A 25,586-nucleotide genomic window follows, 5' to 3' on the forward strand; every position below is an offset into this window, starting at 1 on the left:
AACGATAGACCTAAAAAAGCCCCGCATCTTGTCCAGAGGCAGGGCTTTTCAGTTTTTTTAAAGCGCTTGACGCTATCAGTCGCGCTTTTCAGCCCACAGGTCGTACTCGTCGGCATCGGTCACGGTGCACCAGACTTTGTCGCCCGGCTTCAAACCGCTGGCATCGTCGATAAACACGTTGCCGTCGATCTCCGGCGCGTCGAAGAAGCAGCGGCCAACGGCGCCTTGCTCGTCAACTTCGTCGATCAGCACTTCGATTTCCTTGCCGATGCGCAGTTGCAGGCGCGCCGAGCTGATGGCTTGCTGGTGCGCCATGAAACGGTCCCAACGCGCCTGCTTGACGTCGTCCGGCACCACGGCCAGGTCCAGCAGGTTGGCCGGAGCGCCTTCCACCGGCGAGTACTGGAAGCAACCGACGCGGTCCAGCTGCGCTTCGGTCAACCAGTCCAGCAGGTACTGGAAGTCTTCTTCGGTTTCGCCGGGGAAGCCGACGATGAAGGTGGAGCGGATGATCAGTTCCGGGCAGATCTCGCGCCAGTTCTTGATGCGCGCCAGGGTCTTGTCTTCGAAGGCCGGGCGTTTCATCGCCTTGAGCACTTTCGGGCTGGCGTGCTGGAACGGGATGTCGAGGTACGGCAGGATCTTGCCGGCGGCCATCAACGGGATCAGCTCGTCGACGTGCGGGTACGGGTAAACGTAGTGCAGGCGCACCCATACACCGAGGCTGCTCAAGGCTTCACAGAGTTCGGTCATGCGGGTTTTCACCGGCGCGCCGTTCCAGAAACCGGTGCGGTATTTCACGTCGACGCCGTAGGCGCTGGTGTCCTGCGAGATCACCAACAGCTCTTTCACCCCGGATTTAACCAGGCGCTGGGCTTCGTCGAGCACGTCGCCGACCGGGCGGCTGACCAGCTTGCCGCGCATCGACGGGATGATGCAGAAGCTGCAGCTGTGGTTGCAGCCTTCGGAAATCTTCAGGTAAGCGTAATGGCGCGGCGTCAGCTTGATGCCTTGCGGCGGCACCAGGTCGATCAGCGGGTTGTGGTTCTGAGGCGGCGGGACGACTTGGTGCACGGCAGTCACGACTTGCTCATACTGCTGCGGGCCGGTAACCGCCAGCACGCTCGGGTGCACGTTGCGGATGTTGCCTTCTTCGACGCCCATGCAGCCGGTCACGATGACCTTGCCGTTTTCCTTGATGGCTTCGCCGATCACTTCCAGGGACTCAGCCTTGGCCGAGTCGATGAAACCGCAGGTGTTGACCACCACCACGTCGGCGTCCTGATACGTGGACACGACGTCATAGCCTTCCATACGCAGTTGCGTAAGGATGCGCTCGGAGTCGACCAGAGCCTTCGGGCAACCCAGGGATACAAAGCCGACCTTGGGGTTGGCTTTTGCGATGGTGGTGGACATGTCTAACCTCGGTATTGAATGACGCCGCACGTCGGGCACGACAGGGCAGCGGATGGGCGCTTGGTACGCCTCTGATCAAAAAGTGCGCAATTCTAGCGACGGGCACCGCACTTGACCAGCTTTATGCAGGGAAATGCGACGAGTGCTGCGCTATGCTTCGCGCCGTTGCACGCGGGTATGAGTCCTGGGTCAATAAAACGTCTGTTACGAGAAGTAAAACAGCGCATGCTACGGTCAGCTTAGATGCGTTGTTTATAAAAGACCTCAGGTCAAAGGGCAGGAGTGGTTGATGGGTCAGGCAAAGAGTCAGGCAGCAGGTGCCGAGCATTCCAATGCAAAGCCGATTGGTATGCTGGTGGCGGCGGTCGGGGTGGTTTACGGCGATATCGGTACCAGCCCGCTTTATACCCTTAAAGAGGTATTCACCGGCGGTTACGGTGTGCAGGTCAATCATGACGGCGTGTTGGGGATCCTGGCGCTGATTTTTTGGTCGCTGATCTGGGTCGTGTCAATCAAATATATGCTGTTCGTGCTGCGCGCCGACAACCAGGGCGAGGGCGGCATCATGGCGCTGACCGCACTGGCACGGCGGGCGGCGGGGGAGCGCAAGAAGCTGCGCAGCTTCCTGGTGGTGTGTGGTCTGTGCGGTGCGGCGCTGTTCTATGGCGACAGCATGATCACCCCGGCGATTTCCGTGTTGTCGGCCGTGGAAGGCCTGGAACTGGCATTCGATGGCCTCGAAAAATGGGTAGTGCCGATCGCGCTGGTGGTGCTGGTGGCGCTGTTCCTCATCCAAAAACACGGGACTGACCGCATCGGCAAGCTGTTCGGCCCGGTGATGGTCACGTGGTTTCTGGTGCTGGGCGGCTTGGGCGTCTACGGCATCCTGCAGCAACCCGAAGTGCTGAGTGCGCTGAACCCGGTGTGGGGCGTGCGCTTTTTTATGGTTCACCCAGGCATTGGCGTGGCGATCCTCGGCGCGGTCGTGCTGGCGCTGACCGGCGCCGAGGCGCTGTATGCCGACATGGGCCACTTCGGGCGCAAACCCATCGCCCGCGCCTGGTTTATTCTGGTGCTGCCGGCGCTGGCGCTGAATTATTTTGGCCAGGGCGCGCTGCTGCTCGGTGACCCGGAGGCGGCGCGCAACCCGTTCTACCTGTTGGCGCCGAGCTGGGCACTGATCCCACTGGTGGTGTTGTCCACATTGGCCACGGTAATCGCCTCCCAGGCAGTTATTTCCGGCGCGTTTTCGTTGACGCGCCAGGCGATCCAGTTGGGTTATATCCCGCGGATGCACATTCAACACACCTCAAGCGCCGAGCAGGGCCAGATCTACATTGGCGCGGTGAATTGGTCGCTGATGGTCGGCGTGATCCTGCTGGTGCTGGGCTTTGAGTCGTCCAACGCGCTGGCGTCGGCGTACGGGGTGGCCGTGACCGGCACCATGCTGATGACCACCATTCTGGTGGCGGCGGTGATGCTGCTGCTGTGGAAATGGCCGCCGGTGTTTGCCGTGCCGGTGTTGCTCTGCTGCCTGTTGGTGGATGGGCTGTTCTTCGCCGCCAACGTGCCGAAGATCATCCAGGGCGGCGCCTTCCCGGTGCTCGCGGGGATCGTGCTGTTCGTATTGATGACCACTTGGAAACGCGGCAAGCAATTGCTCGTGGAACGCCTCGACGAGGGCGGTTTGCCGCTGCCGATTTTTATCAGCAGTATCCGCGTGCAGCCGCCGCATCGCGTGCAGGGCACGGCGGTGTTTCTCACGGCGCGGCCCGACGCGGTGCCTCACGCGTTGTTGCACAACCTGCTGCACAACCAGGTATTGCACGAGCAAGTGGTATTGCTGACGGTGGTTTACGAAGATATTCCGCGGGTGCCTGCGGCGCGGCGTTTTGAGGTGGACGCGTACGGCGAAGGCTTCTTCCGCGTCATCCTGCACTTCGGCTTTACCGATGAACCGGACGTGCCTGAAGCGCTGAAACTGTGCCATCTGGACGATCTGGATTTCAGCCCGATGCGCACCACCTACTTCCTCAGCCGCGAGACGGTGATCGCCTCACGCATCCGCGGCATGGCGCGCTGGCGTGAAGGCCTGTTTGCGTTCATGTTGAAGAACGCCAACGGCAACCTGCGCTTCTTCAAGCTCCCGGTAAACCGCGTGATCGAACTGGGCACCCAGGTCGAGATGTAAACCGCTGTAAAACGGGAGCCGGCAATCGGCTCCCGCGTTCCTTTCTGAACCCTGTGCGATCCAGCGTTGTCGACTAGGCTCAATGCACTGTTGTGTAGACGAGTGCCCACAGAACGCCCAAGAGGTGCGCCATGAGTCAGCTGCTCGAACCCTATACCCTGCGTCAATTGACCCTGCTCAACCGCATCGCCGTGTCGCCGATGTGCCAATATTCATCCGACGATGGCCTGGCCAATGACTGGCACCTGGTGCACCTCGGCAGCCGCGCCGTCGGCGGCGCCGGGCTGATTTTTACCGAAGCCACGGCGGTGACTGCCGATGGCCGCATTACCGCTCAGGACCTGGGCCTGTGGAACGACGCGCAGATCGAGCCGCTGCAACGCATCACGCGGTTTATTGCCGCCCAAGGCGCGGTGGCGGGCATCCAGTTGGCGCATGCCGGGCGCAAGGCCAGCACGCATCGGCCGTGGATTGGCAAGCACGGCAGCGTCAAGCCGGAAGACGGCGGCTGGGTGCCGGTCGGCCCGTCACCGATTGCCTTCGACCCCAATCACACGCAGCCAACGCAATTGGATGAAGCGCAAATTCAGCAAGTCATCGCCGACTTTGTAGCCGCCGCCAAGCGCGCTCTGACCGCCGGTTTTGAGGTGGTGGAAATCCATGCCGCCCACGGTTACCTGCTGCACCAATTTCTTTCACCGTTGAGCAACCAGCGTCGGGATCAATACGGCGGTTCCTTCGAAAACCGCATTCGGCTGGTGCTTGAAGTAACCAAGGCCGTGCGTGACGTCTGGCCTGAGGACCTGCCGCTGTTCGTGCGTGTGTCGGCGACGGACTGGGTGGAAGACGGCTGGAACCCGGATGAAACGGTAGCGCTGGCGCGGCACCTGAAAGACCTCGGCGTGGACCTGATCGACGTGTCCTCCGGTGGTACCGCCGCCAACGCCGAAATCCCCGTCGGCCCCGGTTACCAGACGCGTTTTGCCGAGCGTGTGCGCAAAGAGTCGGGCATCGCTACCGGCACCGTGGGCATGATCACCGAGCCGGCGCAGGCCGAGCACATCCTTCGCACTTGCCAGGCCGACATTATTTTCCTGGCGCGTGAGCTGTTGCGTGACCCGTACTGGCCGCTGCATGCCGATGATGACTTGGGCGGGCGCAAGGCCGTCTGGCCGGCGCAGTATCAGCGCGCGACGCATCGCGATCAGCCGATTCATGAGTCTGATCTAAGGGATTGATACGACGCGCGCTGCACCCAGAAACCCACCCTTGCCCGGTGGGTTTTTTATTGCCTTCAGTGTAGGAAAAGTCTGTAGGTCATTGTTACCCAAGCGATTTATTTAAGTTAATACTCTAAAAAAATCCCACGCGTGATGAGATTGTTTCTACTCTTAGGGTAAGTCTGATTGTTGGCCCAGCAAGCAAGGCTGTCGGTAACGGTCACGCGCCTCAGGGGACGCGGGCGATGGGCGCCAGGAGTCTTTTTGTTATCAGGAGAAACAGTCCATGGCCAAGTCGTATGGTGTAGCGGGTGAACTGGTGGTCTTTTTGACCCGCAGGGTGTTCGTGCGGGCTCGACGGTTAAGTTCGGACGAGGCTGAAATGCTCGCGCAGTACCGCGCCCTGAACGTGAGCGATCAGGTGGCGATGCGTTATCTGATTGGTGCGATGAAGAGCGTGTCGCGGTTCTGAACCGCGCAGTGGTGAACGGTGGGAGCGCGCATGCGCGCTCCTGCCGTGTGTATCAGGTGTACTTGCGCTTGTCCGGCGCAGGCGGGAAGTACTGGTACAGCCAGGTCTCACTCAAGGTGCGGTCCTGGGTGCGAATAAACAGGCGCAGCTCCACCGGTTCCACGCTGTCGCTGGTCGGGTACCAATCGAACAGAATGCGGTAGCCCTTGATGTTATCGAGTACCAGCACGCTGAAGTCTTTGACTTCACCGTGGGAGCAGGTCACCACCGGCTCGATCCCGGTGCCGGCCGGCAGGCGATCCAGGCCGCCGCCTTTGAAGTCCACGGCAAACCGGCGTGCCCACACCTCGGGGTAGTGTTCGCCCGGTGCCCAACCTTCGGTGAAACCGCCCATGCCGGAACGGGTCGCGTCGACCTGCGCCAGCGGCGTACTCACCGGTGGCAGCGCGCTCCAGTAGAGCTTGTAGCCATAGTTCAGCGAGTCGCCGGCGGCCACCGGTTTTTTCGGGGTCCAGAAGGCCACGATGTTGTCCAGGGTTTCGCCGGTAGTCGGGATTTCGAGCAGGTCGATCGAGCCTTCGCCCCATGCCGTCGTCGGTTCCACCCACAGGCTGGGGCGCTTGCTGTACCAGTCCACGGTGTCCTGGTAGCTGGCGAACTCATGGTCGGTCTGCACCAGGCCGAAGCCTTTCGGGTCGGTGTCGGCAAATGCGTTGAATTGCAGCTTGGCCGGGTTGTTCAGCGGGCGGCAGATCCACTCGCCATTGCCGCGCCACATCGCCAGGCGGTCCGAATCGTGGATTTGCGGGTGAATGGTGTCGCACATGCGCCGCTCAGCGGTGCCGCAGCTGAACATGCTGGTCATGGCGGCGATGCCCAATTGCTCGATGGCGGTACGCGCATTGATATGCGCGTCGATGGCCATCACTACCTGGCTGGCCTGGCAGTCGATGTCGAAGCGGTAGGCGCCGGTGGCACTCGGCGAGTCGAGCAACGCGTAGACCACAAAACGCGTGGCGTCCTTGGCCGGGGTTTCGAACCAGAACTGCGTGAAGTCGGGGAATTCTTCGCGTTTTTTCGCGTAGGTGTCAATCGCCAGGCCGCGTGCGGAGAGGCCGTACTGGCCGCTGGCATCCACCGCGCGAAAGTAGCTGGCGCCAAGGAAGGACAGCACGTCATGGCGATCCAGTTCCGGTGCCTTGAACAGCTTGAAGCCTGCAAAACCCAAGTCGCCGGTCAGCTGCTTGGTGTCCACCGTGGTTTTTGCGTAGTTGAACAGCGACGGGCGGAAATGCACTTCGCGCGCCTCACGCGTCTTGGGGTCGACACTGTGCATGCGCACCGGCGTCTTGAAGCCCATGCCCACGTGGAAGAATTGCACGTCGAGCTGGCCGTTCAATTCCCTCCACAGTGAATGGTTGCCGTCGTAGCCGATGGCGTTGAAGTTCTGCGGCGTCATGCTCGCCAGTGTCGGCGGCAGCACCTGTTTAGTGTCTTTATAAGCCGTTCCGGCGAGTTGCTTGGCCTGGGCTTTGAGCGATTCGAAATCGAAGGCCACGGCCTTGCCATCGGCGGCGCGGTTCCCCGCCCAAGCCTGCGCAGCCAGCAGCCCGCTGGCCGACAAACCGGTGTAAGCCGCAATGGCCATGGACGCTTTGAGCAAATTCCTGCGGTGCATAGAGACAACCTGTCGTGAGCAAATCCCGCGCCGTTCCTAGCACGTAATGGATCAGAAATTACGGTTCGGACATGCCTTCGGCCAAACGCAACGGACTATAAACAGACGCCAGATAGCTTAAGCGGTTCGATGCTGTAGGAAAATTGCTTGATAGCAGTGTGTGGCCGATGCATATGAAACAAGATTTTTCCGGCTCGCCTTTACAGCGGCGCACGCTTCAGACGATCTAGCAAGCCCAATGCAGTCAACTGTGGGAGCGGGCTTGCTCGCGATGCAGGCACCTCGCTGCATCAGGCATACCGAGTTGATGCTATCGCGAGCAAGCCCGCTCCCACAGAAAGCCAATCTGCTTGGCGGGTTACATCTGGAAGCACTCTAGATCTCGGCTTTTTGGCACTTAGTTTTACGCTGGGGGCCTATTGGTCCTACGAACCCAAGTGTCTGGAGGCTGTGAATGAATACCCGTGGATTGCTTGATCAGTTGCTCAAATCTGGCCAGGACATGCTGCAAAACAAAGCCGGCGGCCAGCGAAAGTCCGATGATAAAGGTGCCCTTGGCGGATTGCTCGGCGGTGGCGGGCTAGGCAGTTTGCTGGGCGGCGCGGGCGGTGGCGCGCTGGCGAGTGGGGCCATGGGGCTTTTGCTGGGCAGCAAAAAAGCGCGCAAATTCGGCGGCAAGGCCCTGACGTATGGCGGGTTGGCAGCGTTGGGGGTGATCGCCTATAAAGCCTATGGCAACTGGCAGGCGCAGCAGGCCAATGCTCCCCAAGGCGAGCCGCAAACCATCGACCGCTTGCCGCCGGCGCAGGTTGAGCAACACAGCCAGGCCATTCTTAAAGCCCTGGTCGCAGCGGCCAAGGCTGACGGGCATGTGGACGCGCGTGAGCGGGCGCTGATCGAAGGTGAATTGACCAAGCTCGACAGCGATAGCGAGCTGCAAAGCTGGCTGCATGCGGAGTTGAACAAGCCTTTGGACCCGGCCGATGTGGCACGCGCGGCGGCCACCCCGGAAATTGCCGCCGAGATGTACATCGCCAGCGTGATGCTGGTGGACGAAGAAAACTTCATGGAAAAAGCCTACCTCGACGAACTGGCGCGGCAACTGAAACTTGACCCCGGATTGAAGGCTGAGCTGGAAAAACAGGTGCGTCTGAACTAATAACTATCTGCCGTGCCACATCTATATGTGAGAGGGGAGCTTGCTCCCCTCTCACATTTTGCATTCTGTGAACGCTGCAGCAAAAGCTGTTGATTAATGAAGGCTTCTGCTCAGCTATACTCCCCCTCATTTGAATGGCACTTCGAGGAATTACTGTGAAGAACTGGACCTTGCGCCAACGGATTTTGGCGAGCTTTGCGGTCATCATCGCGATCATGCTGCTGATGGTTGTGGTGTCCTACTCACGGTTACTGAAGATCGAAACCAGTCAGGTGGCCGTCCGTGACGATGCGGTGCCAGGGGTTTACCTAAGCTCGATCATCCGCAGCGCTTGGGTCGACAGCTACTTGCTGACTATCGATGTCATCGGCTTGCGCGACGACAAAACCCTCACCAATGCCGACAAGGCGGACTACAAGTCCTTCGAAGCGCGCATTCAACAACAAATGGCCAGCTACGAAAAAACCGTCTATGTACAGGCGGATCGGGCGGAATTCGATAGTTTCAAGGCCGCGCACGTCGCTTACAACAAAGTCCTTGCGGATGTAGTCGAGCGCATCGAGGCGAAAGACTTGCCCGGCGCCCGCAAGTTGTTGACGGAAAAACTGACGCCGATCTGGACCGAAGGCCGGATGAAACTCAACGACATCATCGCCGAAAACAAGGGCGTCGCCGACAATGCGACCGCCGCCATTGATGACGCCGTTGCCTCCGCCAAAATCAGCATGTTCGTGTCCCTGGCGTTCGCCATCTTCGCCGCCGCGCTCTGCGGCTTGCTGCTGATGCGCGCGATCACATCGCCCATGCAGCGCATCGTCGCAATCCTCAGCACCATGCGCGACGGCGACCTCAGCAAGCGCCTGAATCTTGAGCGCAAGGACGAATTCAACGCGGTCGAAACCGGCTTTAACGACATGATGACCGAGCTGACGGCCCTGGTGTCCCAGGCCCAGCGCTCTTCGGTACAGGTGACCACCTCGGTGACCGAGATTGCCGCCACGTCCAAGCAACAACAGGCCACCGCCACCGAAACGGCAGCCACCACCACCGAGATTGGCGCGACGTCGCGGGAAATCGCGGCAACCTCCAAGGACCTCGTGCGCACCATGACCGAAGTGTCCAGCGCCGCCGACCAGGCCTCGGTTGCCGCAGGTTCCGGCCAGCAGGGCCTGGCGCGCATGGAAGAAACCATGCATTCGGTGATGGGCGCCGCCGACCTGGTGAACGCCAAGCTGGCGATCCTTAACGAGAAAGCCGGCAACATCAACCAGGTCGTGGTCACCATCGTCAAGGTGGCCGACCAGACCAACTTGTTGTCGCTCAATGCCGCCATCGAGGCCGAGAAGGCCGGTGAGTACGGTCGCGGTTTTGCGGTGGTCGCCACCGAAGTGCGGCGACTCGCCGACCAGACCGCCGTGGCCACTTACGACATCGAGCAGATGGTGCGTGAGATCCAGTCGGCGGTGTCGGCGGGCGTGATGGGCATGGACAAGTTCTCCGAAGAGGTGCGCCGGGGCATGTTCGAAGTGCAGCAAGTGGGTGAGCAACTCTCGCAGATCATCCACCAGGTACAGGCCTTGGCGCCGCGGGTGTTGATGGTTAACGAAGGCATGCAGGCCCAGGCCACCGGCGCCGAGCAGATCAACCACGCGCTGGTGCAACTGGGCGATGCCAGCAGCCAGACCGTGGACTCACTGCGCCAGGCCAGCTTTGCGATTGATGAACTGAGCCAGGTTGCGGTCGGTTTGCGCAGCGGCGTGTCGCGTTTCAAAGTCTGATGAGCGAATTCGTGGCTAAACGCGTCGGCGCACCCGCAGCCAAACAGGTGTTGTTCCTGACGTTCCACATCGGTGGCGAACGCTACGCCCTCAAGGCCACGGACGTCGCCGAGGTGCTGCCACGCTTGCCGCTAAAACCCATCGCCCATGCGCCGGCATGGGTAGCCGGGATCTTCGCCCATCGCGGCGCGCTGGTGCCGGTTATCGATCTGTGTGCGCTGACCTTTGGTCAACCTGCCCAGGCGCGCACCAGCACGCGGCTGGTGCTGGTCAATTATCAGCCGCAACCCTGGGTTGAAGCGCGCTGGCTGGGGCTGATTCTGGAACAAGCGACGGACACCCTGCGTTGCGAACCCGGCGAGTTCAAGCCGTATGGCCTGGACAACCGCGAGGCGCCGTATTTGGGGTTGGTGCGTGAAGATGCACTGGGTTTGACGCAATGGATTGGTGTGAATGAACTGCTCACGGAGCCCGTTCGCGCCTTGCTGTTCTCCGCCGAGTTGAGCCTATGAGCAACGACGCGCGCTTGTTCGCCTTCCTCAAAGAACGTATCGGGCTGGATGTCGCGTCGGTCGGTGAGGCGATTATCGAGCGCGCGGTGCGCCAGCGTATTCAGGCCATCAACGCGCAGACCGAGGATGATTACTGGCAGCGGCTGCAATGCTCGCATGACGAGCAGCAGGCGCTGATCGAAGCGGTGATCGTCCCCGAAACCTGGTTTTTTCGTTACCCCGAATCGTTTGCGACGCTGGCACGGCTGGCGGTGGCGCGTCTGGCCGAGATCAAGCAGATGCGTGCGCTGCGCATTCTCAGCCTGCCGTGTTCCACCGGCGAAGAGCCGTACTCGATCGCCATGGCCTTGCTGGATGCAGGGCTGGCGCCGCACCAGTTCAAGGTGCTGGGGCTGGATGTCAGCCCGCTGTCGGTGGAACGCGCCAAGCGCGGGGTGTATGGCAAGAATTCTTTTCGCGGCAGCTACCTCGAGTTTCGCGAGCACCACTTCACCGAAGAGGCTGACGGTTATCGCATCAACGACCGGGTGCGCGAACAAGTGCGTCTGCAGGTCGGTAACCTGCTTGATCCTGCGTTGCTGGTCAATGAGCCTGCCTATGATTTTGTGTTCTGCCGCAACCTGCTGATCTACTTTGACCAGCCAACCCAAAAGCAAGTGTTTGACGTGCTCAAGGGCCTGACCCACGTGGACGGCGTACTGTTTATCGGCCCCGCCGAAGGTAGCTTGCTGGGGCGCCATGGCATGCGCTCGATTGGCATACCGCAATCTTTTGCCTTCAGCCGGCATGTCGAGCCGGTCAAGCCTGAGCCTGCACCGGTATTCCCGTCGGTGCCGATGCCTGCGCCACGCAACACGGCGCCGCTGCCCAAGCCGCGCCCGTTCAGCACCGTCACCGCCCACGTGGCGCCGATCAAGGCGCCGCAAACCGAGGCGGGTGACCTGCTCACGCGTATTGCCACGCTGGCCAACGAAGGCAAAAGCGCCGAAGCCCGTGCTGCCTGTGAGCATTATTTAACCAGCCACCCGCCGGTCGCCCAAGTGTTTTACTGGCTGGGGCTGCTCAGCGATGTGGCGGGCAATGCTCTGGAAGCTCAGGGCTATTATCGAAAAGCCTTGTACCTGGAACCCCAGCATCCGCAGGCCTTGATGCACCTGGCCGCGTTGCTTGAGTCTCAGGGCGACAGTGCGGGGGCGCGCCGTTTGCAGGCGCGGGCCGCGCGTAGCGAGCGAGCCGACAGTGAGTCCAAACCATGAGTAGCCCAGACGCGCTCGATACCGCAGGCCTTAACCTGACCCTGGCCGACACGCACGCCATCGACGATTGCTGGAACCGCATCGGCATCCATGGCGACAAGTCCTGCCCGCTGCTGGCAGAGCATATTCATTGCCGCAACTGCTCGGTGTATTCCGCCGCCGCCACGCGCTTGCTCGACCGGTATGCCTTGCAGCAGGATGACCGCCGCCCGCAGGCGGCTGCCGAGCTCGGCACCGATGTGCTCACCCGCTCTCTATTGATGTTTCGCCTCGGCGAAGAATGGCTGGGTATCGCCACGCGTTGTTTGGTCGAAGTGGCGCCGTTGCAGCCGATTCACTCGCTGCCGCATCAACGTTCGCGGGCGCTGCTGGGCGTGGCCAATGTGCGTGGCGCGCTGGTGGCGTGCCTGTCGCTGGTGGAATTGCTCGGCCTGGACGCAACCAGTAACGGCGCCACTGGCGGACGGATCATGCCGCGCATGTTGATCATCGCCGCGCTGGATGGTCCGGTGGTGGTGCCGGTAGATGAAGTCGACGGCATTCATGCCATCGATGAGCGCACCTTGAACGCTGCGTCCGCCTCCGGCGCCCAAGCCAGCGCGCGCTATACCCAAGGTGTGCTGCAATGGAAAGGCCGCAGCCTGCGCTGGCTGGACGAAGCGCAATTGTTGTCCGCCGTGACCCGGAGCCTCACATGACCCCCGACCAGATGCGCGATGCCTCGCTGCTGGAGCTGTTCAGCCTGGAAGCCGACGCGCAAACCCAGGTATTGAGCGCGGGCCTGCTGGCACTGGAGCGCAACCCGACACAGGCCGACCATTTGGAAGCCTGCATGCGCGCCGCGCACTCGCTGAAGGGCGCAGCGCGGATCGTCGGGGTGGACGCCGGGGTCAGCGTGGCCCACGTGATGGAGGACTGCCTGGTCAGTGCGCAAGAAAGCCGCCTGTACCTGCAACCCGAACACATCGACGCGTTGCTGCAAGGCACCGACCTGTTGATGCGCATCGCGACCCCCGGCAACGACGTGGGGCCTGCGGACATTGAAGCTTATGTGGCGCTGATGGAGCGCTTGCTCGACCCGTCGCAGCCGACCGCTAAAATCGCGCCACCGCCAGCGCCCGCAGTTGAGCCGACTGCGGCGCCGCTTTTAGAAACGCCGCCGCCTGTGCCCCAGTCCCAGCCCGAGCCCGAGCCCGAGCCCGAGCCCGAGCCTGCGCCGCCCGTCAGCCCCTCGCCGCCGCGCCAGAAAAAACGCATCACCGAAGGCGGCGAACGCGTCCTGCGCGTGACCGCCGAGCGTTTGAACAGCCTGTTGGACTTGTCGAGTAAATCCCTGGTCGAAACGCAGCGGCTCAAGCCTTACCTGGCGAGCATGCAGCGCCTCAAACGAATTCAAAGCCACAGTGTTCGCGCTTTGGACACGCTGGACGGCCAACTCAAGGCCCTGGACCTGAACCTCGAAGCGCAGGAGGCGCTGGCCGATACCCGTCGGCTGTTGAGTGAGGCTCAGGCGCTGCTGGCGGAAAAAACCGCCGAGCTGGATGAGTTTGGCTGGCAGGCCGGGCAGCGCGCCCAAGTGCTGTATGACACTGCACTGGCATGCCGTATGCGGCCTTTTGCCGATGTGCTGGTGGGGCAAGCGCGCATGGTCCGCGACCTCGGCCGCAGCCTCGGTAAAAAGGTACGCCTGGAAATCGAAGGCGAAAAGACCCAGGTTGACCGCGACGTGCTGGAAAAACTCGAAGCGCCGCTCACGCACTTGCTGCGCAACGCGGTCGACCACGGCATCGAGATGCCCGACCAGCGCCTGCTGGCCGGTAAACCCGCGGAAGGGCTGATCCGCCTGCGCGCCTCCCATCAAGCCGGTTTGCTGGTACTGGAACTGAGCGACGACGGTAACGGCGTCGACCTGGAGCGCCTGCGCGGCACCATCGTCGACCGGCACCTGTCGCCGCTGGAAACGGCGTTGCGCCTGAGTGAAGAGGAGCTGCTGACGTTTCTGTTCCTGCCGGGTTTCAGCCTGCGCGACACGGTCACCGAAGTGTCCGGGCGCGGCGTCGGCCTGGACGCGGTGCAGCACATGGTTCGCCAACTGCGTGGCGCGGTGGTGCTGGAGCAGACGGCGGGGCGCGGCAGTCGCTTCCACCTGGAGGTGCCATTGACCCTGTCGGTGGTGCGCAGCCTGGTGGTGGAAGTTGGCGAAGAAGCCTACGCGTTCCCCCTCGCGCACATCGAGCGCATGCGCGACTTGGCGCCCGACGACATTGTGCAGTTGGAAGGCCGTCAGCATTTTTGGCACGAAGGCCGCCACGTCGGTCTGGTTGCCGCCAGCCAGTTGTTGCAGCGCCCGCCGGGGCATAACGTTCAAGAGACGCTTAAGGTGGTGGTGATCCGCGAGCGCGATGCGGTGTACGGCATTGCGGTGGAACGCTTTATCGGGGAACGCACGCTGGTGGTGTTGCCGCTGGATGACCGGCTGGGCAAGGTTCAGGATATTTCCGCAGGCGCCTTGCTCGACGACGGTTCGGTGGTGTTGATTGTCGACGTTGAAGACATGCTGCGTTCGGTCGATAAGCTGCTCAACACCGGCCGCCTGGAGCGCATCGCCCGACGCAGCCAACAGGCTACCGAAGCACCGCGCAAACGCGTGCTGGTGGTGGACGACTCGCTTACCGTGCGTGAGTTGCAACGCAAACTGTTACTTAATCGTGGTTATGAAGTGGCTGTTGCTGTGGATGGCATGGACGGCTGGAACGCATTGCGCTCCGAAGACTTCGACCTGCTGATTACTGACATTGATATGCCTCGTATGGACGGTATTGAATTGGTCACACTCTTGCGCCGTGATAGTCGCCTGCAATCGTTGCCGGTGATGGTGGTGTCGTATAAAGATCGCGAAGAAGACCGGCGCCGTGGACTTGACGCCGGCGCCGACTATTATCTGGCTAAAGCCAGTTTCCACGATGACGCCTTGCTGGATGCTGTGATGGAGCTGATTGGAGGCGCCCGGGCATGAGGATCGCGATCGTCAATGACATGCCCATGGCGGTAGAAGCCCTGCGCCGTGCGCTGAGTTTTGAGCCTGCGCATCAGTTGGTGTGGGTCGCCGCCAATGGCCTGGAAGCGGTGCAGCGCTGCGCGGAAGTGACCCCGGATTTGATCCTGATGGACCTGATCATGCCAGTGATGGATGGCGTAGAAGCGACCCGGCGGATCATGGCTGAAACGCCGTGCGCGATCGTGATCGTCACCGTAGACCGCCAGGCTAACGTCAGCCGCGTGTTCGAAGCCATGGGCCATGGCGCGCTGGACGTGGTTGATACACCGGCGTTGGGCGTGGGCAACCCCAGGGACGCGGCGGCGCCGTTGCTGCGCAAAATTCTCAATATCGGCTGGCTGATCGGCCAGCGCGGCAGCCGCGTACGCGCCGAAACCGCGCCCCAGCGCAGCGCGGGCACACGCCAGAGCCTGGTGGCGATTGGTTCGTCGGCGGGCGGCCCGGCTGCTCTGGAAGTGCTGCTCAAGGGTTTACCGCGCGACTTTCCCGCGGCCATTGTGCTGGTGCAGCATGTGGACCAGGTGTTCGCAGCCGGAATGGCCGAATGGCTGAGCAGCGCGTCCGGCCTGCCGGTGCGCCTGGCGCGCGAGGGCGAGCCACCACAAACCGGGGTGGTGCTGCTGGCCGGCACCAACCATCACATTCGCTTGTTGAAAAATGGCACGCTAGCCTATACGGCAGAGCCTGTGAACGAAATTTACCGGCCTTCGATTGACGTGTTTTTTGAAAGTGTCGCCAGCTACTGGAACGGCGACGCTGTCGGTGTATTGCTGACCGGCATGGGGCGCGACGGCGCCCAAGGGCTCAAATTGCTGCGTGAACAAGGATGTTTGACCATCGCCCAGGATCAGCAGAGCTCGGCGGTGTATGGCATGCCCAAAGCGGCGGCGGCAATTGATGCCGCTGTTGAAATTCGCCCATTGGACAGAATTGCGCCCCGATTGCTGGAGGTCTTTGCAAAATGATCAATAACTTCCGCAGTGCCGGCTTGCAGGTAGTAATTCAGGTGACTGCAAATGAATGATTTACAGCTCGACGATTTCAAGAACGACGAAAATGCCGCCATGGTGTTGCTGGTCGACGACCAGGCCATGATCGGTGAAGCCGTGCGGCGCGGCTTGTCCCACGAAGAAAACATCGATTTTCACTTTTGTGCCGACCCGCATCAAGCGATTGCCCAAGCCATTCGCATCAAGCCCACGGTGATCCTGCAAGACTTGGTGATGCCCGGTCTGGACGGCCTGACCCTGGTGCGCGAGTACCGCAACCACCCGGCCACGGCGAATATCCCGATCATCGTGCTGTCCACCAAGGAAGACCCGCTGATCAAAAGCGCAGCGTTCTCCGCTGGCGCCAACGATTACCTGGTCAAGCTACCGGACAACATCGAACTGGTGGCGCGCATTCGCTATCACTCGCGGTCCTACATGACCCTGTTGCAGCGGGATGCCGCGTATCGTGCGCTGCGCGTCAGTCAGCAACAGTTGCTCGACACCAATTTGGTGCTGCAACGCCTGATGAACTCCGACGGCCTTACCGGGCTGTCCAACCGCCGTCACTTCGACGAATACCTGGAACTGGAATGGCGCCGCGCCATGCGTGACCAGAACCAGCTGTCGTTGCTGATGATCGACGTGGACTTCTTCAAGACCTACAACGACAGCTTCGGCCATGTGGAAGGCGATGAAGCCTTGCGCAAAGTTGCTGCCACCATCCGCGAAGCCAGCAGCCGCCCCTCGGACCTGCCGGCGCGTTACGGCGGCGAAGAGTTTGCCCTGGTGCTGCCGAACACTTCGCCGGGCGGCGCACGCCTGGTGGCGGAAAAGCTGCGCATGGCGGTTGCCGCGCTCAAGATCCCGCACATCGCCCCGGCTGAGGGCGCAAGCCTGACGATCAGCATTGGCTTGTCGACCATCACGCCACAACAGGGCAGCGATTGTCGGCAACTGATCATGGCGGCGGACAAGGGCTTGTACACGGCCAAGCATAACGGGCGTAATCAAGTCGGCATCGAATAACCCAACGCCGCACCCACTTCAACGGTGGGAGCGGGCTTGCTCGCGATGGTCTTTCATTCAACCCGTGCGTTGACTGACACACCGCTATCGCGAGCAAGCCGCCACATTGGATCTTCAGGATGGTTGCGAGCTAAGTAAAAATGCTGTGTTATTGAACGAAGAAGTCCGCCAGCAGTATTGAATTGATGACGGAGGTTTATTGAGTACGTTATTCTGCTTTAAAACCCGGCTTGGCATTCGCACTTAGCCACTCTTTGACAAATCTTAAAATTCCTTCAGTGCCTTCGTATCCAGTCTCTGGATAAAAAACTATATCGCTCTTTTTTGGATGGTCTACTAGTATTTCAAACTGTTTTAGCCAGTTATCCAGATATTCTTCAAGCTTGTCTCCCTCGGCTCCTGAGTTATTTTCAAAAAAAGAATTAAGGAACTCGAGGAACTCTCTTTCTGTGTAATCTTCCAGTTTTTCTTTATGTTTCATGATGGGTCCTCCCTTTTTTCAAGTCGAAGTGCGCGGTGTAGCTCCGCGTGTCTTCTGGGCGTGACGATTATAAGGTTGTCGATGTTGTATAGCTCGCCGCCGTACTCCAGGGGTATAACATGATGGATTTCAAATTTTTTGTTTTCACCCAAATGCTCTTCAAGTGGAGCATAGGGGGATAGCCCTTGACTTGCAATGTACTTGTTGTGCGGCAGGAAATCGCTCATTAATAGTAGGTCAGCACTTACAGTTTTCCAAAGCGCTTCTCGAAACTCCCTCCAGTTTTTGAATGTTCTGCCTCTCAATTGGTCAGCCACTTGCATTGGGATAGAAGCTCCTTCATTCCCAGGAGCGGTTCCCAACCAAATACCTGTCACGAGTTGTCCATCACCCGTTGCCACCCCCGGATCCTCACGCCTATCCCTGAACATCACATAGATAGGAGGCAATCCTGAATCGGTGGGGAATATCGTTATGAAGTCATCAAAGCTTGCCGCGCTGATTCCCGGAAACCAATCAATTCTGCCCTCAACCGGAGTGACCGTAGCACCCGCGTAAACGTGCGGCTCCGGCTTATCAACGGGCAGTGTTGTTGAGCTGTCCCCAGGATCAACGATAGGTGTCCACGTTAACGTTCTGGGTGGAACATCATTTGTAGTGACGGTGTACTTCTTCTGTGCTGAATCATAGGTTGCAGCAACCACCCTGACCTTAGAGGGCACGCTTATGCCGTCGGTATGGACCACAAAGACTTCAGACCGCCCATCTGCAGCCGTCTTCGAACTCATTCGAACCGCAAGGTCGACAGTGCCCTTGACTGCGGCGGTTATCGTTGACTCGTTGAGGTCTGTCACAAAGTTTGAAACTGGAATGCCCAGTGCATATCGCTCAGGAAGTTCGCCGTTGGCCAGTTTGGGTGAATAGATCAGAGCAGAGACCCCGATAAACAAGCCGCTTGCGCTACTGGCTGCGAATTCTGCCAATGCGACTACTGCCGCGCGAATTGCGGCTTGGAGAGTGACTGTAATTCCTTCTGTTGTAGCAATGGTTCCTACTGAGGTCATGACCACCGCTTGAGTCGCGGCGGTTGAGACCGACGTGCGGAATGTATTTTCCTCTCGTCCCGAATCAATACGCGCTAACGCTGCTGCTATCTCTTGCGCGCGTTCTGTAAGATCGCCGAGCGCATTCGAAGCGTTGATCAGATACCTGACGGACTCTGACTTCAGCACAAAGTCGTGATGGCTGAGCCATCTCACCCCAAGCGCGGTATTCTGCTGCAGATAAATGAGCTGTTTGAGCCCCTCAAGCTCGGGTTTGCTCAGGGGCGGTGTAACCAGTGGATTGGTTGCGGGATAGTAAATGATGAGCCCATTGCGGTTACGGGCGAGTGGGGGGTCAACAGGCCTGATAGCAGCCATCGTGTCTTCGATCATTTTGTCCAGCGTATTTTTGTAAAGTATTAACGCTTGATCGGGGGGCAATCCGGTTACAGGACCCGAAAGAGAGGCCAATTCGACCTGCAAAAACTCGGGCAGTAATTGAACGTAAATGTCCAACTCAACTGCCAGGGTTTTAAGGTGTTCATTTTGTAGGTTTGACCAAGCAGGCTCCGTCTCGGTAATGGATGCCTCCAACTGCTTCCGGGTATCCGCCAGCATTGAAAGTTTTTCTGCCACTATTTCTATAGAAAGTGAAAGTGCCTTCAGCTCTTGTGCGGCCGTCCAGACGGCGTCGTAAAGCGTGTAAGTATCGGCCAGTTTTGTTATCGGGTCAGCACCCGCAAGCGTTTCGCGTAGCTTTGTAGTTGTTAAATTCTCCATTAGGTAAAATGGGTTCTGGTCATAGAGGCCATACATCACCGGAGCGGTGTTGTTGTAGGTGGTTTTTTTGGCATGGATGAATGTTAATGCGATTTTTTGATCTAGAACTGCTGACTCTCTTTCGGTGAGTGGTTGCTCAGCCTTCCCGGCGTGCTGCTGCTCTTCGAGTTCGCGCTCGGTCTGAATATTGAGCGTTGCAAATCGCTTGCTGTATGCTGCATCAATCAAGGATTGGTTGTATTTTTGCTCTCCAATGAAATCCGCTGTGGTGCTGGGGAAGTCGAACTGCTTGAATCTGGTCGGGTCGCCCTCGCCTCGACGCGGTCCTTCCTGAAGGCCCCAACCATCGCCGTTCCCACTGTAACCACCGCCTTCGCCGCCCCAATAAGTGTTTCGCCTTCCGGCCGTTATTATCGTTGGTTTTATTTCTAAAGGCTGCCCGGGTTGCCACCCTTGTTGTGCCATGTTGTCTCTCCCTTTTGGAGTGATCTAATGTGTAGGCGTGCGTGCGCTGACGAACACGTAATACGTACGACGCTATGGCTTAACTTAATTAAGTTCAATAAGAGCGCAAGTGGCTGGCTTTTTGATATGCTTTGAAGTGGGTGGGAAGCTTTGTAAGACGGGTCTGATGCTTGAGTGTTAATGTTCTTGCTTGTTTGTAAGTAACGTCCTAAGACGTTTTTGTGTGATGTTTAACTGACTGTTTTTATTAAAGTCGGGTTTGGCTGTATTTTTTTATAAGTGCTCTATGCGTTGGTTTTTATTGATCTTGATTTTTTTGCTAAACAGATGAACGGTATGTTTTTTGGCAGGCGTTAGAGGTTGAGTCAGCTATCTGAAGCACTGCCCGTCGCTGGCAAGCTCAGCTCTCGCTGACCGCTCTGCTTCAAAGAGGGCTGCGCCGTCTTGGCGTATTTGACCAAGCGGGCTGCCGCTGCCGCCCGTTTATCGTTATACTCGCAGGCTTTCAAAAGTTCGCCAACGAGTGCTGCCCGCCATGGAAATCAACCCGATCCTTAACACCATCAAGGACCTGTCCGAGCGCTCCGAAACTATTCGGGGGTATCTTTGACTACGATCAAAAGCATGAGCGTCTGACCGAAGTCAATCGCGAGCTTGAAGATCCGGCTGTCTGGAACAAACCTGAATACGCCCAGGAACTGGGCCGCGAGCGCGCTGCGCTGGCGCTGATCGTCGATACGCTCGACGAATTGAACACCGGTCTGGGCGATTGCCGCGACCTGCTGGACATGGCCGTTGAAGAAAACGACGAAGGCGCAGTGGGCGATGTCGTCGCCGAGCTGGCCCGTCTCGAGGAAAACCTCGCCAAGCTTGAATTTCGCCGCATGTTCAGCCACGAAATGGACCCGAACAACGCCTACCTGGACATCCAGGCCGGCTCCGGCGGCACCGAAGCCCAGGACTGGGCCAACATCTTGTTGCGCATGTACCTGCGCTGGGCCGACAAACGCGGCTTCGACGCGACCATCATGGAACTGTCGGCCGGTGAAGTCGCCGGTATCAAGGGCGCGACCGTGCATATCAAGGGCGAATACGCCTTTGGCTGGTTGCGCACCGAGATCGGCGTGCACCGCTTGGTGCGCAAGAGCCCGTTCGACTCCGGCAACCGTCGCCACACCTCGTTCTCTGCGGTGTTCGTCTCGCCAGAGATCGATGACAAGGTCGAGATCGAGATCAACCCGGCCGACCTGCGCATCGACACCTACCGCTCCTCCGGTGCCGGTGGTCAGCACGTAAACACCACCGACTCGGCGGTACGTATTACTCACGTGCCGACCAACACCGTGGTCAGTTGCCAGAACGAACGTTCCCAGCACGCGAACAAGGACACCGCCATGAAAATGCTGCGGGCCAAGTTGTACGAGCAGGAAATGCAGAAGCGCAATGCCGCTTCCCAGGCGCTGGAAGACACCAAGTCGGATATTGGCTGGGGTCACCAGATCCGTTCGTATGTGCTTGATGCGTCGCGGATCAAGGATCTGCGCACTAACATCGAACGCAGCGATTGCGACAAGGTGCTCGACGGTGATATCGACGAATACCTGGAAGCCAGCCTGAAATCGGGCCTGTAAAAAAGACTGCAAGCGCCGGGGGGACGCCTAGTCCTCGCCGGACGATCCCCGGCCGCAGGCCGGGGACAACGAACCTGATGGAAAATTTAAAGACATGAGCGACCAACAACTCGACCAGGCCCTGCAACAGGAAGAAAACTCCCTGATCGCCCTGCGCAAGGAAAAGCTTGCTGCCGAGCGCGCCAAGGGCAATGCCTTCCCCAACGACTTCCGCCGCGACGCTTACTGCGCAGACTTGCAGAAAACCTACGCGGACAAGACCAAGGAAGAGCTGGCAGAGGCTGCGATCCCGGTCAAGGTGGCAGGTCGCATCATGCTCAACCGTGGCTCGTTCATGGTGATCCAGGACATGTCCGGGCGCATCCAGGTCTACGTAAACCGCAAAACGTTGCCGGAAGAAACCCTGGCCTCGGTGAAAACCTGGGACATGGGCGACATCATTGCAGCAGAAGGCACCCTGGCGCGCTCCGGCAAGGGCGACCTGTACGTTGAAATGACCAGCGTGCGCCTGCTGACCAAATCCCTGCGCCCGTTGCCCGACAAGCACCACGGCCTGACCGACACCGAGCAGCGTTACCGCCAGCGCTACGTTGACCTGATCGTCAACGAAGACGTACGCCAGACGTTCCGCGTGCGTTCGCAAGTCATCGCCCACATCCGCAGCTTCCTGATGCAGCGAGATTTTCTCGAAGTCGAAACGCCGATGCTGCAGACCATCCCCGGTGGTGCCGCAGCCAAGCCTTTCGAGACCCACCACAACGCGCTGGACCTGGAAATGTTCTTGCGCATTGCGCCGGAGCTGTACCTCAAGCGCCTGGTGGTTGGCGGTTTCGAAAAAGTCTTCGAGATCAACCGTAACTTCCGTAACGAAGGCGTTTCGACGCGTCACAACCCTGAATTCACCATGTTGGAGTTCTACCAGGCTTACGCCGACTATGAAGACAACATGGACCTGACCGAAGAACTGTTCCGCGAACTCGCGCAGCTTGTACTCGGTACTACCGACGTGCCGTACGGCGACAAGGTGTTCCATTTCGGCGAGCCGTTCGTGCGCCTGTCGGTGTTCGATTCGATCCTCAAGTACAACCCCGAGCTGAGCGCTGACGACCTGACCGACATCGACAAGGCTCGCGCTATCGCTAAAAAAGCTGGCGCCAAGGTGTTGGGTTTCGAAGGCCTGGGTAAATTGCAGGTGATGATTTTCGAAGAACTGGTGGAGCACAAGCTGGAACAGCCGCACTTCATTACCCAGTACCCGTTCGAAGTGTCGCCGCTGGCCCGTCGCAACGATGACAACCCGAACGTCACCGACCGTTTCGAGCTGTTCATCGGCGGCCGCGAAATCGCCAACGCCTACTCCGAGCTTAACGACGCCGAAGACCAGGCCGAGCGCTTCATGGCGCAGGTGGCCGACAAGGACGCCGGCGACGATGAAGCCATGCACTACGACGCCGACTTTGTGCGCGCCCTGGAATACGGCATGCCGCCGACGGCCGGTGAAGGTATCGGCATCGACCGCCTGGTGATGTTGCTGACCAACTCGCCGTCGATCCGCGACGTGATCTTGTTCCCGCACATGCGGCCACAAGCGTAACCGTAGCGAAATCCGAAGCCGCCTTTTATAAGGCGGCTTTTTTATGTGGCGTCTTTAAGCGTCAAGCAAACAGCGCCAGGTTTTGATCTTTTCAAGGATGGGTGTCGTGAACCGCGTAATGGCTCAAGAAGGCGCCGCCGGCATTGCCGCGGCCGTGGCTGAAAGCGTCCAGTACCAGGGCCGCAAGGCCAGCCGCCGGGGCAGCGAGCAGCGCAGGCAAGAGATTCTCGATGCGGCCATGCGCATTGTGGTGCGTGATGGCGTGCGCGCCGTACGCCATCGCGCGGTGGCGGCGGAGGCGGGTGTGCCGTTGTCGGCCACCACCTACTACTTCAAAGACATCGACGACTTGCTCACCGACACCTTCGCCCAATATGTAGAGCGCAGCGCCGCCTTCATGGGCAAGCTGTGGGTGCGCAACGAAGGCCTGCTGCGCGAGATGGTCGCCTATGGCGACGGCGGCCCGCAGTCGCGCGCGCAGTTGGCCGATGACATTGCGCGGCTCACGGCCGACTATGTGCTGCGCCAACTGACCAACCGGCGTGAACACCTGATGGCTGAGCAGGCTTTTCGCCAGGAAGCCTTGTTGAACCCGCGCCTGGCCGAACTGGTGCGCTCCCATCAACAGATTCTGTTGCAAGGCACCGAGCAGTTTTTCAAGGTATTGGGTTCGCGCGAGCCGCAACAGGATGCCAAAGTGTTGACGGCGATAATCGGTCGGATGGAATATCAGTGCCTGCTGGGTGGCCAGGAGCCTTTGACCGGTGAGGAGATGCTTGAGATTCTCAAGCGTTACATGCATTTGGTGCTGGCCTCGGTATAGGGGTATGTGATGAAAGCCTGGCGTGTTGCGGTAATCGCGTTGTCGTTCGTGTGGCTCAGCGGTTGCCTGGTGACGTTCAAGCACCCGCTGCCGGCCCATGAGGCCGCGCCGGATGAACTGCTCGGCCATTGGGCGAGCAAAAATGCCTGGGGCGAGCCGCTCAACCTGCAAATCTCGCGTGCCGGTGATCACCGTTACAAAGCCGTGAGCTACCCTGAAGCCAAGCCGGGCCAGCGTGATGAATACCTGTTCAGCGTCTCGCGGCATGGTAGCCGCTGGTACCTGTCGGCACCGTTGCCGGCCAGGTTCGGTGGGCATTACCTTGTGGCGGGCTTCGAGTTCGACGAAAAGCACGAATTGGTGGTCTATAACCTCGATCTGGAGCAGATACACCAAGCCATAGGCCAGCGGGCGCTGCAGGGCAGCACTGTGGAAACCGTTGAGGGCGCCGGCGTAGTGGTCGACAGCCCCATGGCCCAGGTATTTGCCTACCTGGATGACCCGGCCAATGCCGATGTGTTCGTTGAAGCCGTGCGCTACCAGCGTGCGGGCAAATAACGTTTAAAGAGGAAGCACCGGGTGGACGATTACCAGCAGACGATACGCGCCTTGTCCGATCGCATTGTGCTGGCGCAAACACCGATTCGCGTGCTCGACGCCGTCAAATGGGACGAAAGCATTCGCCAGGGGTTTCTCAAGGGCAAGGGCAAAGTGATGCCCGCCGTGGACCGTGACTACTACCTCAACCGGCCGTTGTCGTTTGACTCCAGCGCGGTCAAGCTGGAATTCCAGAACATTGAGCGCGACATCACCCGCCGCCTCGGCCAGTTCAGCCCGGTGGGGCAGATCATGCGCCGCATGTGCCGCGAATATCGCATGGTGGTGCGCATGCTCGAAGCGCGCGGCACCGAAGACTTTGGCCTGATCTCCCAGGAACTCTACGGCGCCGCCTCGGATGCGTTCCACGCCGGCGACCCGACCCTGGCCGACTTGGGCATGATGATGTCCGACTACCTGAACCAGATCGACGGCCGTGGCGACCTCAAGGACGAAGCCAAAACCCTGACCGCCAAGGACGCGGTGGCTTTATTGCAAGCCCGCTTGAACAAGGTATTTGGCGAGGCCGAAGAAACCATTCGTGTGTTTGAGTCCGACGGTATTGTTGCCGACGCCGCGGCGGGTGCCGACTACATCAAGATTCGCGCCGACGCGATGTTCAACGACCGCGACGTGCGCGCCCTGGAAGTACACGAGGGCCTGGTGCACGTCGGCACAACCCTCAACGGCCAGAACCAGCCGATCTGTACCTTCCTTTCCAAAGGCCCGCCGTCGTCCACCGTGACCCAGGAAGGCCTGGCGATTTTGATGGAGATCATCACCTTCGCCTCGTACCCCAGCCGCCTGCGCAAACTGACCAACCGCACCCGCGCGATCCACATGGTCGAGGAGGGCGCCGACTTCCTGCAGGTGTTCGATTTCTTCCGCGAGCAAGGCTTTGAAATGGCCGAAAGCTACGGCAATGCCAGCCGCGTGTTCCGTGGCTCGACGCCGACGGGGCTGCCGTTTACCAAGGATTTGTCCTACCTCAAGGGCTTTATCATGGTCTACAACTACATTCAGTTGGCCGTGCGCAAAGGCAAGCTGGAACAAGTGCCGTTGCTGTTCTGCGGCAAGACCACCCTGGAAGACATGCGCACCCTGCGCCAACTGGTCGATGAAGGCCTGGTGGTGACGCCCAAGTACCTGCCGGAACAGTTTCGCGACATGAACGCATTGGCGGCCTGGATGTGCTTCTCCAACTTCCTCAACCACTTGAGCCTGGACCGGATCGAGGCGGATTACTCGAATATCCTTTAAACGATATTCCCGAACAAACCGAATCAAAACTGTGGGAGATTCTATGGTTTTGGGGAAGCCTCCAAAACCGCTTTCGACTGGTATTCGCTCAGGTTTTTCATGAGAGAAAACGCGATGCGAGCCAGCTTGCGGGCGATGATGACCAGGGCCTGAG

Annotated in this window: 20 protein-coding genes; 16 read left to right on the plus strand and 4 right to left on the minus strand. The window is 59.5% G+C overall.

Translation table 11 applies throughout. From position 1 onward, the window contains the following. Positions 1 to 75 precede the first annotated feature (75 nt). Positions 76 to 1,416, minus strand: a complete 1,341-nt coding sequence (gene rimO, locus ACOZK9_RS11355; protein WP_058413660.1) for a 30S ribosomal protein S12 methylthiotransferase RimO — start codon at positions 1,414 to 1,416, stop codon at positions 76 to 78. A 289-nt stretch (positions 1,417 to 1,705) separates the two neighbouring features. Between rimO and ACOZK9_RS11360 the strand changes: the two genes are divergently transcribed. The 3 genes from ACOZK9_RS11360 (at position 1,706) to ACOZK9_RS11370 (ending at position 5,299) form a co-directional block, all read left to right on the plus strand. Continuing rightward, a complete protein-coding gene (locus ACOZK9_RS11360) occupies positions 1,706 to 3,607 on the plus strand; it encodes a potassium transporter Kup (protein WP_122252113.1) in 1,902 nt (633 codons plus the stop codon). Between the two features lie 131 nt (positions 3,608 to 3,738). Then, positions 3,739 to 4,845 (plus strand): NADH:flavin oxidoreductase/NADH oxidase, encoded by a 1,107-nt coding sequence (locus ACOZK9_RS11365; protein WP_421555859.1) that lies wholly within the window; start codon positions 3,739 to 3,741, stop codon positions 4,843 to 4,845. Between the two features lie 268 nt (positions 4,846 to 5,113). Next, the gene (locus ACOZK9_RS11370) at positions 5,114 to 5,299 is read left to right on the plus strand and encodes a hypothetical protein (protein WP_058413657.1); all 186 of its coding nucleotides are present in this window, start codon (positions 5,114 to 5,116) and stop codon (positions 5,297 to 5,299) included. A 52-nt stretch (positions 5,300 to 5,351) separates the two neighbouring features. On the opposite strand, the gene ACOZK9_RS11375 is transcribed toward ACOZK9_RS11370, so the two are convergent. Beyond that, positions 5,352 to 6,977, minus strand: coding sequence for a glucan biosynthesis protein D (locus ACOZK9_RS11375; RefSeq protein WP_421555860.1), 1,626 nt, complete (start codon positions 6,975 to 6,977; stop codon positions 5,352 to 5,354). Between the two features lie 454 nt (positions 6,978 to 7,431). Here ACOZK9_RS11375 and ACOZK9_RS11380 point away from each other — a divergent pair, with 454 nt between their 5' ends. The 8 genes from ACOZK9_RS11380 (at position 7,432) to ACOZK9_RS11415 (ending at position 16,758) form a co-directional block, all read left to right on the plus strand. Continuing rightward, the gene (locus ACOZK9_RS11380) at positions 7,432 to 8,136 is read left to right on the plus strand and encodes a tellurite resistance TerB family protein (protein WP_058413655.1); all 705 of its coding nucleotides are present in this window, start codon (positions 7,432 to 7,434) and stop codon (positions 8,134 to 8,136) included. 215 nt (positions 8,137 to 8,351) lie between these two features. After that, positions 8,352 to 9,914 carry a methyl-accepting chemotaxis protein gene (locus ACOZK9_RS11385; protein ID WP_241679125.1) on the plus strand — a complete coding sequence of 521 codons (1,563 nt, stop codon included), beginning with the start codon at positions 8,352 to 8,354 and terminating at the stop codon, positions 9,912 to 9,914. Further along, positions 9,914 to 10,426, plus strand: coding sequence for a chemotaxis protein CheW (locus tag ACOZK9_RS11390; RefSeq protein ID WP_122252108.1), 513 nt, complete (start codon positions 9,914 to 9,916; stop codon positions 10,424 to 10,426). The genes ACOZK9_RS11385 and ACOZK9_RS11390 overlap by 1 nt, the downstream gene beginning before the upstream one ends. Further along, positions 10,423 to 11,682, plus strand: coding sequence for a CheR family methyltransferase (locus ACOZK9_RS11395; protein ID WP_421555861.1), 1,260 nt, complete (start codon positions 10,423 to 10,425; stop codon positions 11,680 to 11,682). The genes ACOZK9_RS11390 and ACOZK9_RS11395 overlap by 4 nt, the downstream gene beginning before the upstream one ends. After that, complete coding sequence (locus tag ACOZK9_RS11400; RefSeq protein WP_122252106.1) at positions 11,679 to 12,380, plus strand: chemotaxis protein CheW; 702 nt, start codon at positions 11,679 to 11,681, stop codon at positions 12,378 to 12,380. Before ACOZK9_RS11395 ends, ACOZK9_RS11400 begins: the two co-directional genes overlap by 4 nt. Then, positions 12,377 to 14,698: a hybrid sensor histidine kinase/response regulator gene (locus ACOZK9_RS11405; protein ID WP_421555862.1), complete on the plus strand. Its 2,322-nt coding sequence runs from the start codon at positions 12,377 to 12,379 to the stop codon at positions 14,696 to 14,698. Before ACOZK9_RS11400 ends, ACOZK9_RS11405 begins: the two co-directional genes overlap by 4 nt. Next, positions 14,695 to 15,705: a chemotaxis response regulator protein-glutamate methylesterase gene (cheB, locus tag ACOZK9_RS11410; RefSeq protein WP_058413649.1), complete on the plus strand. Its 1,011-nt coding sequence runs from the start codon at positions 14,695 to 14,697 to the stop codon at positions 15,703 to 15,705. Before ACOZK9_RS11405 ends, cheB begins: the two co-directional genes overlap by 4 nt. Before the next feature lie 51 nt (positions 15,706 to 15,756). Continuing rightward, the gene (locus tag ACOZK9_RS11415; protein ID WP_058413648.1) at positions 15,757 to 16,758 is read left to right on the plus strand and encodes a response regulator; all 1,002 of its coding nucleotides are present in this window, start codon (positions 15,757 to 15,759) and stop codon (positions 16,756 to 16,758) included. Positions 16,759 to 16,966: 208 nt separating this feature from the next. Here the strand turns inward: ACOZK9_RS11415 and ACOZK9_RS11420 are convergent, their stop codons facing one another. Both ACOZK9_RS11420 and ACOZK9_RS11425 read right to left on the minus strand, forming a co-directional pair. Further along, complete coding sequence (locus tag ACOZK9_RS11420; RefSeq protein ID WP_152746884.1) at positions 16,967 to 17,239, minus strand: bacteriocin immunity protein; 273 nt, start codon at positions 17,237 to 17,239, stop codon at positions 16,967 to 16,969. After that, positions 17,236 to 19,527 (minus strand): S-type pyocin domain-containing protein, encoded by a 2,292-nt coding sequence (locus ACOZK9_RS11425; RefSeq protein ID WP_421555863.1) that lies wholly within the window; start codon positions 19,525 to 19,527, stop codon positions 17,236 to 17,238. The genes ACOZK9_RS11420 and ACOZK9_RS11425 overlap by 4 nt, the downstream gene beginning before the upstream one ends. 535 nt (positions 19,528 to 20,062) lie before the next feature. Here ACOZK9_RS11425 and prfB point away from each other — a divergent pair. The 5 genes from prfB (at position 20,063) to ACOZK9_RS11450 (ending at position 25,432) form a co-directional block, all read left to right on the plus strand. Next, positions 20,063 to 21,158, plus strand: a protein-coding gene (prfB, locus tag ACOZK9_RS11430; RefSeq protein WP_099236123.1) for a peptide chain release factor 2 whose coding sequence is annotated in 2 segments (ribosomal slippage) — positions 20,063 to 20,134 and positions 20,136 to 21,158 — 1,095 coding nt in all. Because the reading frame shifts where the segments join, the coding sequence is not laid out codon by codon here. Between the two features lie 94 nt (positions 21,159 to 21,252). Then, positions 21,253 to 22,752 (plus strand): lysine--tRNA ligase, encoded by a 1,500-nt coding sequence (lysS, locus tag ACOZK9_RS11435; protein WP_058413645.1) that lies wholly within the window; start codon positions 21,253 to 21,255, stop codon positions 22,750 to 22,752. Between the two features lie 106 nt (positions 22,753 to 22,858). Next, on the plus strand, positions 22,859 to 23,575 hold the full coding sequence (locus tag ACOZK9_RS11440) for a TetR/AcrR family transcriptional regulator (protein WP_099236125.1): 717 nt from the start codon (positions 22,859 to 22,861) through the stop codon (positions 23,573 to 23,575). Between the two features lie 9 nt (positions 23,576 to 23,584). Beyond that, on the plus strand, positions 23,585 to 24,133 hold the full coding sequence (locus ACOZK9_RS11445) for a hypothetical protein (protein ID WP_058413644.1): 549 nt from the start codon (positions 23,585 to 23,587) through the stop codon (positions 24,131 to 24,133). Positions 24,134 to 24,154: 21 nt separating this feature from the next. Then, the gene (locus tag ACOZK9_RS11450; RefSeq protein ID WP_122252101.1) at positions 24,155 to 25,432 is read left to right on the plus strand and encodes a flavohemoglobin expression-modulating QEGLA motif protein; all 1,278 of its coding nucleotides are present in this window, start codon (positions 24,155 to 24,157) and stop codon (positions 25,430 to 25,432) included. The last annotated feature ends 154 nt before the right edge of the window (positions 25,433 to 25,586 follow it).

It is taken from the genome of Pseudomonas kitaguniensis, from assembly GCF_049199985.1.
GTDB lineage: Bacteria > Pseudomonadota > Gammaproteobacteria > Pseudomonadales > Pseudomonadaceae > Aquipseudomonas > Aquipseudomonas kitaguniensis.